Below are 17588 nucleotides of genomic sequence, written 5' to 3'. Positions count from 1 at the left end.
TCGACGCCAAGCGATGCCACATAGGGCAGGCGGGCAGTGATGCCGTTGAGATCGCCGATGCCATCGCCATTGGAGTCAGCAAAACTGCGCGGGTAGATCTGATAGATGGCGGCGCCGCGCCACCATGGCTGTAGAGTGTCGGTCATTCAGGGGACTTTGCGGGCAAGGAACGGGAAGGGCGGACAGCGCACAGGCTGTAGCCAAGCGGAGGAAGGCGGAGCGAAAGACTGCCCGGCGCGACAGCGCGGGCGGCGCAGGGCGCACCGGCGAGGGTGACGAAATCCCGCGATCCGACATCGACCTGAACATGGGTGTCGATCGGCGCGGTCGAAGTGTTGAAGGCGATGAGATATTCCGCGCCGCTATCAGGATCGAAGCGCGAGACGGCGAAGAGGCCGGGCTCCTCCGACCGGGCGCGGGTCGTCTGCTTGCCCCGGCGCAGCGCGGGATGGGCGGTGCGCAGGCGGGCGAGCGTGGCGATGGTGCGATAGAGGGGATGGGTCGGATCGAAGCGGGCCATGGCCGTCGTGGCGTAGGTGCCGACGAGGCGATTGTCGTTGTAGGACGCGACCTTGCTGCCGAACATATCCTCGCGCGCGTCCTGATCACCGCCATCGCCCGAAAAGCCCTGCTCGTCGCCATAATAGAGCGTCGGTGCGCCGCGCAGCGTCAGCATCATGGCATGGCCGAGCGTGACGCGGTCCAGCACTTCCTGTTCGCTGGCGGCGGGGAAGGCGCGGCGGACGAAGGTGGCGAAGCGGCCATTGTCGTGGTTGCTGATGAATGTCGGCAACTGCCGCGCGGTGGCGGCGCCCCGGACATAGAGGTCGTCACCTTGCAGCATCTTTTCCCACAGCGCCGTCGCACCCGGACCCGCGACGGTCTGGATCGCGGCCTGATGAAAGGCGAAGTCGAGGACGGCGGGAAAGCCGCCTTCGCGCGTGTACCAGGCGAGCGCGCCGGACATTATGTCGCTTTCCGCCACCTCGCCGAAAATGTGGAAATTGGGGATGCCCCTGGCCCGCGCCCGCGCCTGCATGGCGGGGACGAAAGCCTGCCAGAAATGCGGATCGACATGCTTGGCCGTGTCGACGCGGAAGCCATCGACGCCGAAACGGTCGATCCAGCCGCCGAATATATCGATCATCCCCGCAATGACGCGGGGATTTTCAGTCATCAGGTCATCGAGCCCGGCAAAATCGCCCATTGTCGCGCTTTCGCCCCGGTAGGTCGTTTCGCCCCGGTTATGATAAAGGGTGACGTCGTTGAGCCAGGCGGGCGTCTTGGCCTGTTCCTCGCCCTTGGGGACATAGGGGGTGTAGGCGTAGGATGGATCGGTCAGCCGGGCGAAATTGTCCGCGCTATGATCGTCATCGCCGGCAAAGCCGCTGTTGATCGGCGGGCCGTTGACGCCGCCGCGCCGTTGATAGGGATAGTCGGCCCGCGAACGGTAGGGGCAGGGGGCCGCAGCACATTCGCGCATCTGGATGACGTCGGCGGTATGGTTGGCGATGATGTCCATATAGACTTTCATGCCGCGTGCGTGCGCCGCCGCCACGAGTGCCGCGAAATCGGCGTCGGTGCCCAAATGCGGGTCGACATGGGTGAAGTCGGTGATCCAATAGCCGTGATAGCCCGCGCTTTCCTGACCTTTGGCCCCCTGCACCGGCTTGTTGCGGAAGATGGGGCCAACCCAGATGGCGGTCGCGCCCAGCCCCTGGATATAGTCAAGCCGCCGGGTCAGCCCTTTAAGATCGCCGCCGTGGTAAAAGCCTTTTGCCGCAGGATCATAGCCATGGGTCAGTCGATCGCCGCCATAGCCGCCCTTGTCGTTGCGTGGATCGCCATTGTCGAAACGGTCGGGCAGGACGAAATAGATGACTTCATCCTCCGGCAGGCGGGCGCGAAAATCCGCTGCGGCGGGCGAGGGGGGCGCCTCCGACAGGGCCGGGCTGGCCAGTGCCAGCAGCGCAGCGAACAGCGTGGGATTGCGCCTGCCCATTCCTCATCCTCCTCTTTTGCCGCACCTGCGTGATTGCGGCGGTCTTGTTCCCCCCTTCTTAGGCGGCGTTGGTCCGCCGGGCCAAGCATGTGACATACGTATTCAAAGCCATGTTCCAGACTGAACGCCCTGCTTTCCAAGCGGGCCGGACGGGCGTAGGATCAGACCATGGCCGTCAATGAAAAAATCACCTCGTTCGACATCGCCACACTGGCCGGCGTTTCCCAGCCGACCGTGTCGCGCGCGCTGCGGGGCGACCCCACGGTCAGCGAGGGGACGCGCAAGCGGATCGAGGCGATTGCCCGCCAGCTCAACTATGCGGTGGACAAAAATGCCTCTTCGCTGCGGCGGGGGAAGAGCAACACGCTGGCCTTGCTGTTTTTCGAGGATCTGCTGCCCGACGAAAGCTGGATCAACCCCTTTTTCCTGTCGATGCTGGGGCCGATCCTGCAAACCTGCGCCAAGCGCGGCTATGATCTGCTCACATCCTTCCAGCAATTATCGACCGACTGGCATGTCGATTATGAGGATAGCCGCAAGGCCGACGGCATCATCCTGCTGGGCTATGGCAATTACGAGATCTACCGCGTGCGGCTGGAGCAATTGATAGCGCAGGGGACGCATTTCGTGCGCTGGGGATCGGTTGACGACCATGCGCTGGGGATGACGATTGGCTGCGACAATCGGCAGGGCGGGCGTGACGCCGGGCGTCGTCTGATCCAACGGGGCTGTCGCGCCATCGCCTTTCTGGGCGATGCGTCCGACCGCTACCCCGAATTTCGCGACCGCTATGCGGGGCTGGCGCAGGTGATGACGGAAGCGGGCCTGCCCGTCGACCCCAGGCTGCATGTCGATGCCCTGTCGATCGAACATTCAGGGCATGAGGCCGCGCGCCGACTGATTGCGGGCGGTGTCCCCTTCGACGCGATTTTCGCGGGTTCGGACCTGATCGCCATCGGCGCGATGCGGGCGCTGGATGAGGCAGGCATGGCGGTGCCGGGCGACGTCGCCCTGATCGGCTTTGACGATATTCCGGCGGTCAGCCTGACGCGCCCGCCATTGACGACGGTGGCGCAGGATTATCTGCGTGCGGGCGAAGTGCTGGTCGATGCGCTGATCGGGCTGATCCAGGGCAAGCCGGTGACGCCGACGCTGCTGGCGCCCCGCCTGATCACCCGCATGACTGCCTGACAAAAAGAAGGGACCGCCAACTCCGTGAAAAGGAGCGGCGGTCCCGGCGCTGCCTGCGTGCAGTCAGGCAGTTTGGCGAAGGGCGATCAGAATTTGTAGGTCAGGCCCAGATAATAGTCGCGGCCATAGCGCTGATAGTCGATGACCTGGCGCGGATCGTCATTCTGATAGGTGACGAACGGCTGGTCGGTCAGATTCTTGCCCTGGAGCAGGATAGACAGGCCAGTGAGCGGACCGGACTGGAATTCATAGCCGATCTGCGCGTCCAAAATCCCTTCCGCCTTGGCGGTGCGGAAGGTCGGGGCTGCCGACAGGCCCGCCACTTCGCCCAGGAAGGAGGAACGGTAGCGATAGCTGACCCGCGCCTGGAACCCGTTTCGTTCGAAATAGGCGGTGCCGCTGGCGACCCATTTGGACAGGCCGGGCAGGGTCACGGTGTCGGTGGGGTTGGAGCCATATTTGACTTCGCTGTGGGTGTAGGAGCCGCTGGCGAACAGGCCGAAGCCATCAAGCGACTCGCTGAACAGCTTGAAGGGGAGCGATGCGGTGCCTTCCACGCCCATGATGGTGCCCCGACCGTTGTTGGCGGGCGCTTTGAGCAGGCCGATCGCGCCGCCATTGGCAATGATTTCGTTGCGGACGTCCACTGGCAATGCCGGAAGGAGCGACGAGAAATCATAGGCGATGCTGTTGTTGGGATCGACGAAATCGGTCAGATTCTTGAAATAGCCCGACAGCGACACATAGCCGCCATTGCGGAAATAGCGCTCCACCGACAGGTCGATATTGGTCGACTGCGAGGGACGCAAATTGGTGTTGCCGCCGTTGGAACTGAACGGGCTGTTCATGGGGTCTGAACCCAGGCCGATCTTGGACGGATCAAAGCTGAATTCCTGGTTCACGCGCTCCTGATCCAGACGGGGGCGGACCATGGCCTGCGCCGCGCCCAGCTTGACGAAGAAGCCCGGCTCCAGTTCGACCGAGATCTGCGCGCTTGGCAGGAAGTCGGTATAGCTGGCCTTGCCCGATGCGGGCACCACCGTGACGACGCCGTTGCTGAAGCTGGAAATGGTGCCGACCGAGCGCTGCCGGGAATGGATCACCTGGACGCCGAAGGCGCCCTTGAGCGGCTTGCCGCCCAGTTCGCCGTCCATCGTCATCTTGGCATAGCCGGTGAACACGTCTTCCTTCACGAAATTGTCGCGCACCAGCGATTGCGGGCGATTATCATACACCGCGTCCAGCACATTATCGTAGAGATAGAGCGGATTGAGCGTCAGCATCGCCGGGACGCCCAGATAGCCAAGCGAGACGTTGGAGCCGAGCAGCGCTTCGCTTGGGACCGGCGCGGAACCGGGGGTGCCGCCCGCAACGGTGCAATCGGTGCCGCCCGTGGGACACAGGAAAAAGCTGGTAAAGGCGCTGGTTTTCTTGCGACGGCTATAGTTGCCGCCGATTTCCCAGTTGCTGAACAGGCTGCCTTCGATGTCGCCGTTGAGGTTCATGCGGAGCGAGCGCATGTCGTCGATGAATTTGGGCCGATTGAGGAAACCGGCCTGCACCACGGCGGTCGTGCCATTATAGCCCCAGCCATTGGGATCGGTCAGGCTGATGATCCCGGTGTTGGTATAGTCGATGGTCGGCACGATCTTGAACAGGCCGTTCGACTGGCGATCGACCCGCACGCTGTCCGGCACGCCCGACCGCAGATAGCCTGTGCCCGAATAGGTTTCGAGCAGGAAGTCGGTGCGCTTGGCGCGCGACCAGCTGGCATCGACGTTCAGGCGAAGCGCGTCGTTCAGGCTGAACTGGTTGTTCCAGCCCAGCGAGATCGTGTCGGCGGTACGCTTGTTATAATCGTTGCGCTGGACGCCATAGACATTGCTGAAGGTCGCGCCGGTGACGAAGCCATTGTCGACCGTCACGTCGCTGACACCCACATTGGCGCCCCAGACCAGCGGGAATTCGATGCCGCGCAGCCGCTGTTCTTCCTCGAAATGCGAATAGAGGACGTCGAAGGTCGAATGGAAATTGTCGCTGGGCTGCCATTCCAGCGTGCCGACCGCGCCGTAGCGCTTGAGCAGGTTGGACTGCACATAGGGCTTGGCGCCGCCGATGATCAGGTTGCCGCTGGCGTCGGTGGGATAGCCCCAGGCGTTGAAGCGTTCATTCTGCGAGGGGGTTTGCGATGCCGCAAAGCCGATGGCCAGGCCCAGCGTGTCGTCGGCATATTGATCCACATAGGTCGCCGACGCGCGATAGCCATAGCGTTCGCCGTCCGGGTTGAGCTTGTTCATGCCGTTCATCTGGCCGCGCAGCGACACGGCGATGATGCGGTCATTCTTGTCAAGCGGGCGCAGCATCCGGAGGTCGACCGTGCCCGAAATGCCCGCCGCGATCAGCGACGCATCGGTGCTTTTATAGACATTGACGTTCTGGAAGAATTCGGACGGATACTGGTCATATTCCACGCCGCGATTGTCGCCGACCGTCACCTGTTCCCGACCGTTGAGCAGGGTGGTGGAGAAGTCGGGGCCAAGGCCGCGGATCGACAGGCGCTGGTCGCGGCCTTCGAGACGTTGGGCGGTGACGCCGGGCAGGCGGGCCAGCGAGTCCGCGATCGACACGTCGGGCAGCTTGCCGACATCTTCGGCAGTGATGGAATCGACGATCAGGACCGAATCGCGCTTCATCTTCGCAGCGGAGGCGAGGGAGGCGCGGATGCCAGTGACGACGATGGCCTCGCCAGCTTCGTCGGCTGCGACGGGCGCATCGGCCGTCTGCGCAGATGCTACAGACGCTACGGAAAGCGAAACGCTCGCCATCAAAGCTGCGCGCAGAATGGAACCATGAAATTTGTGCATTGCAGAAACACCCTCCCCAAGACGCCTGTCAGGCGCTTCTTGCCGCTTTCGCGGGTCTGGAGGCGTGATAGCCCTGTGCTGCCCGATCTGCACAGAATCCCACATACGTATTCAGGCGATTTCGCGCGACATCCCCCGCACCCCGGCGGTTCCCCGGCTGAATGGGCGGGCGTGGCGGCAAGGACGGGGAGGGACGAGGAGCGGTTATTTTGTGGGCGGACGGAGCGCGGGCACGATCAAAGCTCCGCTAGCCAGAGAGGCGGTAGCCAATGCCTATCGTACGCTGCTGCAACGATAGACCAGCCTGTTGCAGCGCCATCCCTGCGCAAAGGGGGCAAGGTGATAGTCGTTGGCGTAGATATTCGGCGTGGTCAGATAATCGGTCGATATGATCTGTGCGCCGCTGGCCAGCGCTGCGTCGCGGCGCTTGCCTGAACCGTCGCGCGCATCGACGGTGTCAATGTCGGCGCGTGTCCGCACCAGATACCCTTTGCGGACAGCATCGCCTATTTCAGCGCCGCGCGTCAGCGCATTGTCGAACAGCATGAAGGCCGTGTGCGCCATACCGGCCTGACCCTGGACGAAGGCGGCGCGTCCCTGAAGTGACGGGCGTCCGTCCAGATAGGGTGCGAAGGCATTGAGATTCATGCCCGGCACGAGAAACAGGAACAGGAATTTGCCACGGGCCTGCCCCAGCGTCGGCCAGCGCTTTGCCAATGCGGCAGCTTCGAGGGTCGGCAAGTCCCCCCGCAGGTCGTCGGGCGTAAAAAGCTTGTCGCGGCCAAGGATGCTGCGGATGCTGTCATCCACTTCATCGAACGCCGCCTTGTCGAAGGGCGGAATCTGTGTCGCGCCGGGGATCGCCTTGTCCAGGCCAGACAGCTTGGGCTCTAGCAGCACGAATACCGGGCTGTGGTTCGGCGTGGCGTCCGACCATTGTTTCATCAGCGTCAGGCAGTGGCGAAAGGTCGGGCACTGGCTGCGAAAATCCAGGTCCGCGACATGCAGCACCTTCATCCCCGGCTTTGCCAATTCATCGCGATAGATTGGCGCGAGATCGGTCACCCCCTGCGCGCGCAACTGGCGATAGGGCAGGGGATCGGCATAGGCGCCACCGGCAGGATCGGGTTGCAGATCGATTTCTATGCTGCGAACGCCGCTGCGCAACTGCGCCTGCAACGGCATCTGCACATAATCGAGGCTGACCGCCATGTCCGTCAGGCGACCGGGATGTTCATCCAGCATCTGCGCCCGCTGGGCGGGTAGCATCATGTCGTTCATTTTGGCCATGAACGCGGACAGACGTGGTGCCATCAGCGCCATCACGCGCGGATCGGCCGGGATTGCATAGCTGTTGTGCGTGCCGACCACTTGTATGGCGTTGATGGGTACAGCGTCGGCGTTCGACGCAGGTTGCGCCACGGCCATTGCTCCACACAGGGTCGCGGCAAGGCCGGCCATCATCGCAAACCGTTTCACTGACCTGTCTCCTGCTGCATCGACCGGACCGGCAAGTCCTTCAAAGCCGTGCCGTTGATCCGAATGTTCCGGCCTATCGGCGTCGTGACGACATAGCGCGGATCGCCGGGCGTTATCGGATAGAGGCCGAGCATGGCCCACACGTACCAGGCGGACATGGTGCCCGCGTCATCGTCCATGCCGTCGGCAAAACCCTGCGGTGACAAGGCAAAGCTGTGTCCTACCCAAGGCTGTGGCCGCACGCCGGAATTGACGTAGCGATGGGGGACCGACTGGGTGATATAGCGGCGCACCACCCGTTCGGTCGCAGCCTTGTCGCCCGCCCATGCAAAGAGATAGGGCGTATGAATGTCCGGCTGGTTCGTCATGTTGAACAGATTGTCGGCGAAGAAGCGATCCAGTTCAGGCCGGAACCGCGGACCCAGCGTTTGCGCCAGCCAGGGGAGATCGAACACCGGGGCCCAGCGATATTGGGCCAATGTGCCCTGATATAGCCCCCGCGCCTTCACGATATCAGCATCGTCCCCCAGATCCCGAAAGGTCGCCAGCCACATCGGACGATAGCTGAGCGCCCGCGCACGAAACGCCTGTGCGGTGGCGGTTTCGCTCAGGTCCGACGCCAGTTCGGCAATCGCCCAATCATCATAGGCGGCCTCGATCTGTTCGTCCGGCGTCTTTCGCGCAAGCGTGGCGCTTTCGGCGACCATCCCGGCCAAGGCTGCTTTCGCGTCGAAATCGGTAATGCCCCTGCGTCGGAAATCGAGCAGGGCAATGCCCGCATGTTCGGTGCGTACGGTCAGAAATGGCTCGGTCGGCGTCGCCCAGCGCGCCTTGCCGCTCTGGTAGAGCCTCACCAGCGAGCGTGCGATCTGCGCGGCACGATCCGGATCGATCAGCGCAATCAGGGGCATCTGCGTCCGGTAATTGTCCCAGAGCGCCCAACTGGTATAATGTTGCTGTCCGGGGGAAAGCCGTTGAACCATGCCATCGCTGCCGCGGAAGCGCCCGTCAGGGTCTGCGATGGCGACCGGCGACTGCATTACCCGGAACAATGCGGTGTAAAGCAGTGCCTGCTGCTTTTGGGAACCACCGATATGGACGCGGGAAAGTTGCCTGTTCCAGTCGGCCAATATCCGGTCGGCAATGGCCTGAAAGGGGCGGTCGCCCAGTTCGGCGTCACGTACATTGGCTGCGGCCATCGGATCAACCGAGGAAAGGCCCGTGCGCAGTTCGACAATATCGCCGCTGCGCACCTTCAGCGCCAGTTGCGCATCGTGCGCCGGGTCGCCTTGCCAGATTGCCGTTACCGGATTGCCATTATGGGTCAGGCGGGTCGCTGAGTGGAGATGATAGGTGCCCGCGTCGCAGACGGTGCCTGCCGAAAAACTGGCCTGTAGATCGCCGTCCGGCTGCGCCTGCCAATGGGCGGCGATGCGCCTGGAATAGCCACGATCGAAGGCGATCATGACATTGACCTGTCCGGATTTCGGTATGGTGAAGCGCAAGGCGCCTGCTCCGCGCGTAGCGGTCATCTCCGCAAGGATGCCCGGACCGTAACTTACGCCATAATAGCCCGCATGGGCGCGCTCACGGCGCTTGTCGATCGGCGCGGGATCAGTGGCGTCATCATAGGCAAGCATGACCTTGACGTCGCCACCCGCGCCGTCGCAGCCGACACCGACGCCGCGCGTGTGCGAAAATCCGGTAAGCGTGGTGGCGGCGTGGTCATAGCCGGCATGATTGGCAGGCGTCGTATCAGGGCCAAGCTGGACCATGCCAAAAGGCGCGACGGCTGCCGGACTGAGTTGCCCATAATCGGCGAGCGTGCCTACGAAGGGATCGACCAGCAACCCCGGCTCGCGCGCGCCCGCCGTCGCGGCAATTGCGCCATATGCCAGAATTGCCGATAGGGTAGAGACGATGCGGTTCATGGATCGAGCGGGTCGATGGCTTCGACATGGAAGGCGGCCGGGTCCGGCGTGAACATCAGCGTGAACTGATCAGGCCCCGCTTTCAGGCGACCGGGCTGCACGCCCATTTCCGCGAGATTGCGCTGCGCCAGCATGTCGCTGCCGATATATTGGATCGTGCGATGATCCGACACGACCAGCGCTGGCCGGTCGGTCGGAAATTTCGCGGCCAGCAACAGCCGCGCGCAGTTGCGCAAATTGGTGGTGGTGTGGCGCGCGTGCGGTTCCATCAATATGCGGTCGGCGGGCACGCCATATTGCGTGACAAGCAGCCGCTTCATCTCGACCGCTTCGTTGAACGGTGTGCGATTGGGATGAACATTGCCGCCCGACACGATGATGAACGGCGCGACGCCGCGCGCGAACATATCGGCGGCGATCGACAGGCGGATATGCCCCAGCACGCCCGTGCGCGATTGCGCATCTTCTGGTCCGTGACCAAAGACCAGCAAAGCGGTATAGGGCTTTCCGCGCCAGTTCATTGCGTCGATGGCGCGGTTCGTCGCGGCATTGTCGCCGCCGAGCAATGGCCGGAAATTGCCCGCGTCGATGCGCTCGTTCATTTGCAGCAGACCCGCCGCATAACGCAAGGCGGGATCGAAAAACAGGTCGTTGCCCTTGGCCTGCGCAGCGGTGGCGACGCCGTGCGCGCTCAAAATGTCGGCCATCTGTGGCGACGCTACAGGAAAGATGGTCGCATCTATGACAGGATAGCGCGGCGCCACACCCTTGGCATAGACAGCGATCACGCGGTTGGTTGCCGCCGCCGTTTCCGTCCATGCCGCAGCCAGCAGATCGGCATCGGACAAAGCCGCATATCGCGCAAAACGTCCCGATGGGCGCATCTGCTGCGCGACCAGCGCCTTGCCCAGTTTGGGATCGTCCAACAGGAGCCGCAGGCGGGTTTGCGCCAGGGCGATGTCCGCATCGGTCCATAGCCACGCATCGGCCAGGCAGTGCGGCGATGGCGTGCATGTGCCTGTGGGAATGCGTGCCGCGCGATCGGCCATTAGCGTTTGCAGAACATGGTCGTCCCGCAATGCCTCAGCCCATCTGTCCGCTGTCCGCAACATGGCGAACAGCGGAAAGACACGCGTCGACAGCGTGTCGGCAAAGGGTGATGCGTACCCCGCAGGTTCCTGCGCCACGGCCGTTACCGACGCCAGCGACAGGGCAATCGCCACGAAAGGCCCGAAGGCGCAGGCACGCATCAGGCGCAAATCACCAGCTCCGGCTAAGGATGAAGCGGAAGTTGCGGCCGAACACCGGACGACCATAGATCGCATCGCTTGCACCTTGCCCGGCAAGCTGGTCCGTGCGGGGATTGCCTTCGGTCAATCCCTTGGCGTTGCTCAGATTGTCGCCCACCACCTGGAAGCGCCATTTGCCGTAGGTCATGGCCGCGCTGGCGCCGAAGGTCTGATAGGCGGGCAGCGCGGTCAGATTGAAAAGGTCGACATAACGGCGACCGACCCATTCATAGCGCCCTGCGATCTGCAATTCACCTTCGCCAACCGGGAAGGTGAATGCCGGACGCACATTGCCGAAGAATTTGGGTTCACGGATGATCTGATTGCCGTTGACCGCGCTGGGATCGGCACCGGACGAGTTTTGCAGGTTGCGATATTGCGCATCGGAATAGGTTATGGAACCGGCCAGTTCGAACCAGCGGACAGGCGCAATCTTGCCATCGATTTCCACCCCCTTCACGACCGCTTCTCCGATGAAGGGCACGGACTGGTCGTTGCGGCCGGTCGCCGGGTTGAAGGCGATGAACGAGGCGTTGAACGGGTTAAATTTGGTGTAAAATCCCGTCACATAGACATAGGCCGGGCCGTAGCTTGCCTTGACGCCCAGTTCATACTGGCGCGCCTTGGTCTTGATGATGGTCGGCGCCGGGGTGGATACGACGCCCATCTGCGGGGGCACTTCCAGATTGGAGACGCGGCCATAGGCGCCCAGATTGCCGTTCAAATCGTAATTGGCGCCCAATGTCCAGTTGGTCGCCGAAGGCTTGAGCGTCCGGTTCACGATCGCACCCGTGAAGGCGCGGGTGTTATTGTCGGCTATCGTGGTGGGATCGCCCAGATTGGCGCTGGTCGACAGCAGCGAATAGCCATCATAATCGTACCATTCCTTGCGGATGCCGCCGTCTATCTTCAACCCGTCGGTGACGTCCCAGGTGTCGTTCGCGTAGATCGCGATCATCTTCGCATCGGCCTTGCCCTGATTGAGCGTGGTCGTGTAGCGCAAAACCCCATTTTGCGTGACCGAGCCAAGCACGGCGCCCGTGGCCGAATAAGCGACAAGATCGAGCGTGCGTGGCCGGCTCTTCACTTCGATCAGCATGTCCTGATAGGCCTGGAACAGCGTGTTGCCGTAGAATGACCCATAGGTGCCGACGCGCACGTCGTGCGTGCCAAAGCCGGTTTCGAATTGGCGGGTCACGCTCAGATCAGCCTGTCCCGAATAGAATTTGGATTCCGAAACGCGATACTGGCCGGACATGACCAGCCCGGAAGCGGCATAGGGATCATAGACCGTTGCGCCGTTCGTACCGGCAATCGCATAGCCCAGGCGCGCTACGTCCGCACCGAAAGCTGTGCGTGCGGCGGCCAGATTGCTGGCGATGAAGGCATTGCCATCGACCGGATTGGTGGTCGAATAGAAGGCGTCGAAGCTGTTCTTGCCCTTGGTAAATCCGCCCTTGGCGGATACGATCCAACCGTCGAAATCGCCTTCATATTGAATGCCGGCGTTGAAGAAGCGGATATGGCGGCCATCGGCCAGATCGCGCGTCATGCTCTGGGTCACGCCTGCGCCATCGCGATATTTGAAATTCACGTTGCGCAGCGACGGCGAATTCATCGTGCCGGTGTGATAGTCGATGTAAGGATCGAGCGAGACGGAGGGATTGCGCGGATCGGCGATCGGGATCGGCAGATAGAACAGGTTGTGATCGTTCGTATACTGCATCGTCACCTTGACGAAGCCATTGTCCAGATCATGCTTCAGATTGGCGCGGATCTGGCCACCCTTGTCGTTGGGAAAGCCGGCGTCGCGATAGCCATCATGCTGGCGCAGGAAACCGCCAATTGCGTAATAGCTGCTATCGCTGATGGGGCCAGACTGCATGGCGTCGAGCCGATAGAGGCCGGTATCGCCCAGCGTGATCTGCGCCTTGCCACGCGATTCCGGGCCGCCGGTTACCGTGATGTTATTTGCAATGGCGGCGGCGCTGCTCGCGTAGATCGGCGCTGGACCACCGCGGACGATTTCGATCCGCTCGGTCATCAGATCATAGCGGTTCATGCCGTCGCCGGAGTTGAAGAACACGCCGTCGATCTCATGATAGAGCGGCAGTCCGTCCTGCTGGAAGATCAGATAGCCGCGATCGGTCGGGATGCCGCGTACGCGGGTGATGTTCTGCACCTCGCCGCCCGTCGCTTCCACCTGAATACCCGGAACCGTGCCGAGCAGATCGGCGAAATTCTTGGGCGCGATCTTCTGGATTTCGCCCTCGCCGAGCGAATTGACAGCATAGGACACGTCAAAGCGGCGTTGGGCGCGCGCGCTGCCGGTCACGACTATGTCCGATTCGGCATCTTCGTCCGCACCGGCGGCAACGGCCGGCGCGGCTTCCTGCGCGGCGGCAGCGCAGGATAACGACAGCGCCAGTGCGCTGAGCGACGTGATCAAAATGGCAGCTTTGGACTTGTGAACTGTAGGTTGCATTGAGCGACTCCCCCGCTTGGATGACGGGCGGTTAGGGGCGCTTCGCGACACAGCCATGACAGTTTGGCGGGTCGACGTCGGAAAGGGTGAGGATGGTTCGTAAAAAATTTTGACGCGCCTTGGCGCGTCATGCGTGGCCCCGATCATGTCCGCGCCTTGGCGGCCATCCGGCTCCGCCGCCCCTGTCGATCACTTGGAGCGTCTGGCACAACAGACTGACTTAAAACGATAATGTTACCGTCGAAAGCGTTATCGCGTTGCTTGAGATGGAGGCTATCTCGTTCCGGTCAGGACGAAATGGCCCCGGAGCCGTGCAGCTCCGGGGTTGGGCACAGGCTGCTTATCGCGCGCCAAAAGGTATGCGCAGGGTCGCACTTGCTCTTACCCACAAGTGCCTGCTGGGGGCCTCGAGATTCGAGCTCCCTCAACGAGATCGGCGAGTCGCGTCATTCCTCTCCATATGACGGTCGTGCCGGGTGGTGGGTCAGACGCGCGGTCCAGGTAGCCTCCGAGCCTTGCGACGGCTCTGACATAGAATGCGAGGTTGCGGGATGGCGCGCGTCTCAACTTTGGCGTCGAGCTATCGAGAAGGTTGCGCTCCGTTTCGGTGAAGACGGCAGCAGGCGTGGCCTCTGGAGCCTCACGAGCCAGGATCGTCAGCCATGACACGCGCCAGGCAACGACGCAGCACAAGGCGATACAATTGGCCAAGCGGTTGATCGTAGTCAGGCGAAGTTCTTCGATCCGGCACCCGGTTTTCAGGGTCCGGAAGAATGTCTCGATCTTCCAGCGCTTGGAGTACCAGTCAAGCTTATGCACGGCATCGGCGTGGTTTTTGACAGGCAAATTAGTTATAAGCTTCCAGTGAATCCGTTCGCGATCTTCCGGCGGATTGAGTTCTTCGGCATGGATGATCTGAAGCTCTTGGTTTATGTATTTCTTCTGTTTTCCGATTGGAGGCCGGACCGTCATTGTTGCATATCGTATCGATAGCACTGCCCGCTGCTCCTTGCCTTTCGCATCGCGGAATTGGATCTCGTGGGTCCCGCTGCACGGCGTCCTTTCCATAACTTGGGCGATGGTCGTCTTGCCATCTTGAGCCAGGCGGTCGACGCAGCTGCGCACGAGGAATTTGGTACCGAGCTCTTCAGCCAAGCAATAAAGCTCGTAAATGTCGCTTTCGCGGTCTCCGATATGTACACATCGCCCCGGCTCTCCAGCCAATTCGGTAGACCGGCGCAAATTATCAAGCCAACGGATACTTTCCTTTTGATCGATGGGAATTCGGGTCAAATTGACCCTGCGCTTGAGCTCTGCAGTTCCCTTGAACTTGGAGCGTGACCAGAATTTCGCCGCCGTGAGACCCAACGGCAGTCCATCTGGCGTAATCGCAAGGCTGACATGCATCAGAAGGCCGCAGATCGTGAACTTCTGGAACCGGCCATCCTTCAACTTGCGACCAGTCGAGCTTTTCGTAAATCCGATCTTATCCGGATCCGCGCGCTTGAAATTGAATTCGGTGGTGTCCTGCAAGATGAGGATCGGACCTTCGGTTGCCTGAATGCGCAAGGCGGATGCTGCAAAATGCCCTTCCAGGATTTTGTCTTCGCTCACGTTCTCGTTCGAGAGGAACCGGTAGGCGGCCTTAGTATTCGACCAGTCCTGAAAAGCCGTCGGCAGAGATTGCCCAGGGCGCTGTTCAAGTGCTTCAAGCATCGCTCCAAGTCGTCGGTTCAGCCGCGCATCACCCAAATTGGTCTCGGCCGTTTCCTTGTCCACCCAGCTATGTTCCATCCCGGCACCTCACTATCCAAAGGTGCCGGAGAATGAATCATGGGTGATTCCAGCCACGCAATGGGCGCGCGGCAGGCCGAATCACGCACGCGACCACTTGTGGGTAAGAGCAAGAGGGTCGCACCATATGTCGCCGGGGGGGCATAGATGGAGGTGACGCCCAGAATGCCGAGGTTGAGGGCATAGGCGCGATAGGCCTTGTCGAACACATTGCGTCCCCATGCGGTGAGCGACATGCCCGTGCCTTCGTGCCGATAGGTCAGGGACGCGTTGGTGACATTATAGGCCTTCTGCTGCGAACCCAGGCCGTTGGTCACTTCCAGATATTGATCGTCATACCATACGCCGTCGATTTGCGCGGCGATGTTGCCGCCCGGAACGTCATGGTTGTAGCGCAGCAGATAGTTGACGCTGAAGCGCGGGGCGTTTGGAAATTGTGCGCCTTTAATGGTCTTTTGCGGGAAATCGCAGCGGAACAGGCCGCCCAGATTGGTGCAATATTGACTGTCAGGCGCTCCCGGAAAAAACTCCGGTCCAAACTGGACGTCGGTCGCCGGTATGCTGTCGACCGACGATGTTTCCCAAGTGCCGCCCAACACAACATCGAAATTCTTCGACGGGGACCAGAAGGCTTCCAGCTCTGCGCCGGTCGCATGGGCATTGCTGTTGAAAACATGCGGCACGCCGCCGGCAAGGGAAAAAGCCTGATAATCATCGTAGATATAATGGAATAGGGTGCCGTTGAGGCGCAGCGATCGCCCTAGCACGGACGTTTTGAATCCTGCTTCGAAGCTGTTGAGCGTTTCAGGCCGGTGCTGGAAATCAGCGGCGGCGATATTGGAAGAAAGCGACCAGTTGCCGCCCTTGATGCCCGGTTCCAGGATGCGAACAGCAGCGTGTCTGGAGTGGCCTGAAAATTGAGGGACGCGCGGGCTGCCCAACCGCCATATTTTTCACGATTGACGCCAGGTACGACGGCCGCCAGATCCTTGTCGGTGAACAGCACGACGGGGTTGGGTTGCGGCGCATAGGTGGGATCGCTCAGGATGTTAACATAGGCGATGGATTTATTATCTTTCGAATATCGGCCGCCCAATGTCAGTGACAATCGTTCCGTCAGCGTGATGTCGCCCTGAGCGAATAGCGACCAGTTTTTCGATCTGATCTTGTAAAATTGATCGACGGTCGGGACGGAGAAACCGCCATTTCCCGACACTGCCAGATCGTAGATCGGCGCGCCGGTGACGCCGTGAACGCCGTCATAGAACATGTTGAGATAATAGGCGCCAAGCTGCCATTTCAGACGGTCTGTCTCGCCCGCAAACCGCAGTTCCTGCGAAAACTGGTGAAAGTTGATCGAGGTGTCGACGTTGACGATGAGGAAGGGCAGCGCATCGCCATCTTCTGCATAGGTTTTGTCCATCTCCAGATAATTTGTGATGGATGTCAGCTTGGCCGCGCCAAGATCCCAGTTCAGTTCGGCCTGATAGCTGTTCATCACCCGGTCGAGCCTGCCTTTGCGCTCGCCGAAATGAACCCATGGCGACGCTGCTTCGCCAGTGACACCGTTGATCACGCCATTCTGGTCGTCGCTCAGGCCCGCCGCGTTGGTGTTGCAATAGCCATTGTCGAGATAGACGCAGTTTTCAAACACATAGCCGCCAGTCGCGACATTATTGTCTTCGGAATGCTTGTACCAGAGGCTGAGCGTTGCATCGGGTGAAAAGTCCGCCTGGATATTGAGGCGCGCCGCCCATCCGTTCTTGCCGCCCAGATCCTGTCCGCTGCCTGGCGCGATCAGCGAACCATCGGGCGCCAGCGTGTCGCGGGACTTGATGTAGCCATCGGCCTTTTCCATGCGGGCGGCGGCGCGGAAGCGCAGCCCCGGCGTGAGTTGCCCGCCGACGGCGCCTTCCAGAGACTTGCTGTCAAATCGGCCATATTCGCCCTGAACATAGCCGTTCAATTCGTCACTACTGGCATCTTCGCTGAGATAATGGATCAACCCGCCAGTGGCATTGCGACCGAACAACGTACCCTGCGGTCCGCGCAGGACCTCCACACGCTTGATGTCGAACAACTGGCCCGAAATCGCGTTCATCGATGCGATGTAGGCATTGTCCTGATAGACAGCGACCGGCGCTTCCAGATTATCGGTAAAATTGCTCTGCGATATGCCGCGCAGGCTGAAAATGGTCAGGTTCGGCGACCAGGCATTGACGCGCAAAGAGGGGATTTGCTGCGTGATCTGCGTCGTTTCGGTGATGCCCAGGCGGTTGATCTGTTCGCCGGTAAAGGCGCTGACCGAAATGGGAACTTTCTGCAGACTTTCACTGCGCTTGTTGGCGGTGACGACGATTTCGCCGAACAGTGCCGGCTGCGCGCCGTTATCAGTGGTTTCCTGAGCACTGACCAGAACCGGAACGGTCAACGCCGAGCACGCCAATATCAACGAAACGCACCGCGCGGCGCGTGTCTTATTCTGCATGATCACTCACTCCCTTGATTTTTTTGTCCCCACAGCACTGCGAACAGTGATCTGCCCCCACCGAG

At 61.1% G+C, this 17588-nt stretch carries 11 protein-coding genes; 1 reads left to right on the top strand and 10 read right to left on the bottom strand.

What is annotated here, in order from left to right:
• The coding region (locus tag IWY39_RS24625; protein ID WP_196871724.1) for an alpha-amylase family glycosyl hydrolase at positions 1-146 on the bottom strand (146 nt) is incomplete at its 3' end.
• Complete coding sequence (locus IWY39_RS23060; protein WP_107125665.1) at positions 143-2002, bottom strand: alpha-amylase family glycosyl hydrolase; 1860 nt, start codon at positions 2000-2002, stop codon at positions 143-145. The genes IWY39_RS23060 and IWY39_RS24625, both read right to left, overlap by 4 nt.
• A 168-nt stretch (positions 2003-2170) precedes the next feature.
• On the opposite strand from IWY39_RS23060, the gene IWY39_RS23055 reads away from it, so the two are divergent.
• A complete protein-coding gene (locus IWY39_RS23055; RefSeq protein WP_017181297.1) occupies positions 2171-3193 on the top strand; it encodes a LacI family DNA-binding transcriptional regulator in 1023 nt (340 codons plus the stop codon).
• An 86-nt stretch (positions 3194-3279) separates the two neighbouring features.
• Here IWY39_RS23055 and IWY39_RS23050 read toward each other — a convergent pair whose 3' ends face one another.
• The 8 genes from IWY39_RS23050 to IWY39_RS23020 all read right to left on the bottom strand — a co-directional run bounded on the left by IWY39_RS23050 (position 3280) and on the right by IWY39_RS23020 (position 17523).
• Entirely contained in the window at positions 3280-6057 is a 2778-nt protein-coding gene (locus IWY39_RS23050; RefSeq protein ID WP_196871723.1) for a TonB-dependent receptor, read from the bottom strand.
• Positions 6058-6330: 273 nt separating this feature from the next.
• Positions 6331-7536 carry a phosphatidylinositol-specific phospholipase C1-like protein gene (locus IWY39_RS23045; RefSeq protein ID WP_261376070.1) on the bottom strand — a complete coding sequence of 402 codons (1206 nt, stop codon included), beginning with the start codon at positions 7534-7536 and terminating at the stop codon, positions 6331-6333.
• Entirely contained in the window at positions 7533-9467 is a 1935-nt protein-coding gene (locus IWY39_RS23040) for a glycoside hydrolase domain-containing protein (RefSeq protein WP_107125663.1), read from the bottom strand. The genes IWY39_RS23045 and IWY39_RS23040 overlap by 4 nt, the downstream gene beginning before the upstream one ends.
• The gene (locus IWY39_RS23035; protein ID WP_107125734.1) at positions 9464-10717 is read right to left on the bottom strand and encodes a YdcF family protein; all 1254 of its coding nucleotides are present in this window, start codon (positions 10715-10717) and stop codon (positions 9464-9466) included. The genes IWY39_RS23040 and IWY39_RS23035 overlap by 4 nt, the downstream gene beginning before the upstream one ends.
• 10 nt (positions 10718-10727) lie before the next feature.
• A complete protein-coding gene (locus IWY39_RS23030; RefSeq protein ID WP_229380708.1) occupies positions 10728-13241 on the bottom strand; it encodes a TonB-dependent receptor in 2514 nt (837 codons plus the stop codon).
• Between the two features lie 381 nt (positions 13242-13622).
• Complete coding sequence (locus IWY39_RS23025) at positions 13623-15035, bottom strand: IS4 family transposase (protein WP_107126268.1); 1413 nt, start codon at positions 15033-15035, stop codon at positions 13623-13625.
• Positions 14975-15802 (bottom strand): TonB-dependent receptor, encoded by an 828-nt coding sequence (locus tag IWY39_RS24240; RefSeq protein ID WP_229380690.1) that lies wholly within the window; start codon positions 15800-15802, stop codon positions 14975-14977. The genes IWY39_RS23025 and IWY39_RS24240 overlap by 61 nt, the downstream gene beginning before the upstream one ends.
• The gene (locus tag IWY39_RS23020; RefSeq protein WP_229380689.1) at positions 15796-17523 is read right to left on the bottom strand and encodes a TonB-dependent receptor; all 1728 of its coding nucleotides are present in this window, start codon (positions 17521-17523) and stop codon (positions 15796-15798) included. Before IWY39_RS23020 ends, IWY39_RS24240 begins: the two co-directional genes overlap by 7 nt.
• Between the last annotated feature and the right edge of the window lie 65 nt (positions 17524-17588).

The organism is Sphingobium sp. JAI105, from assembly GCF_015752145.1.
In the GTDB taxonomy this organism is placed as follows: Bacteria; Pseudomonadota; Alphaproteobacteria; order Sphingomonadales; family Sphingomonadaceae; genus Sphingobium; species Sphingobium xenophagum.
This window is presented reverse-complemented; position numbering and strand designations above follow the sequence as displayed.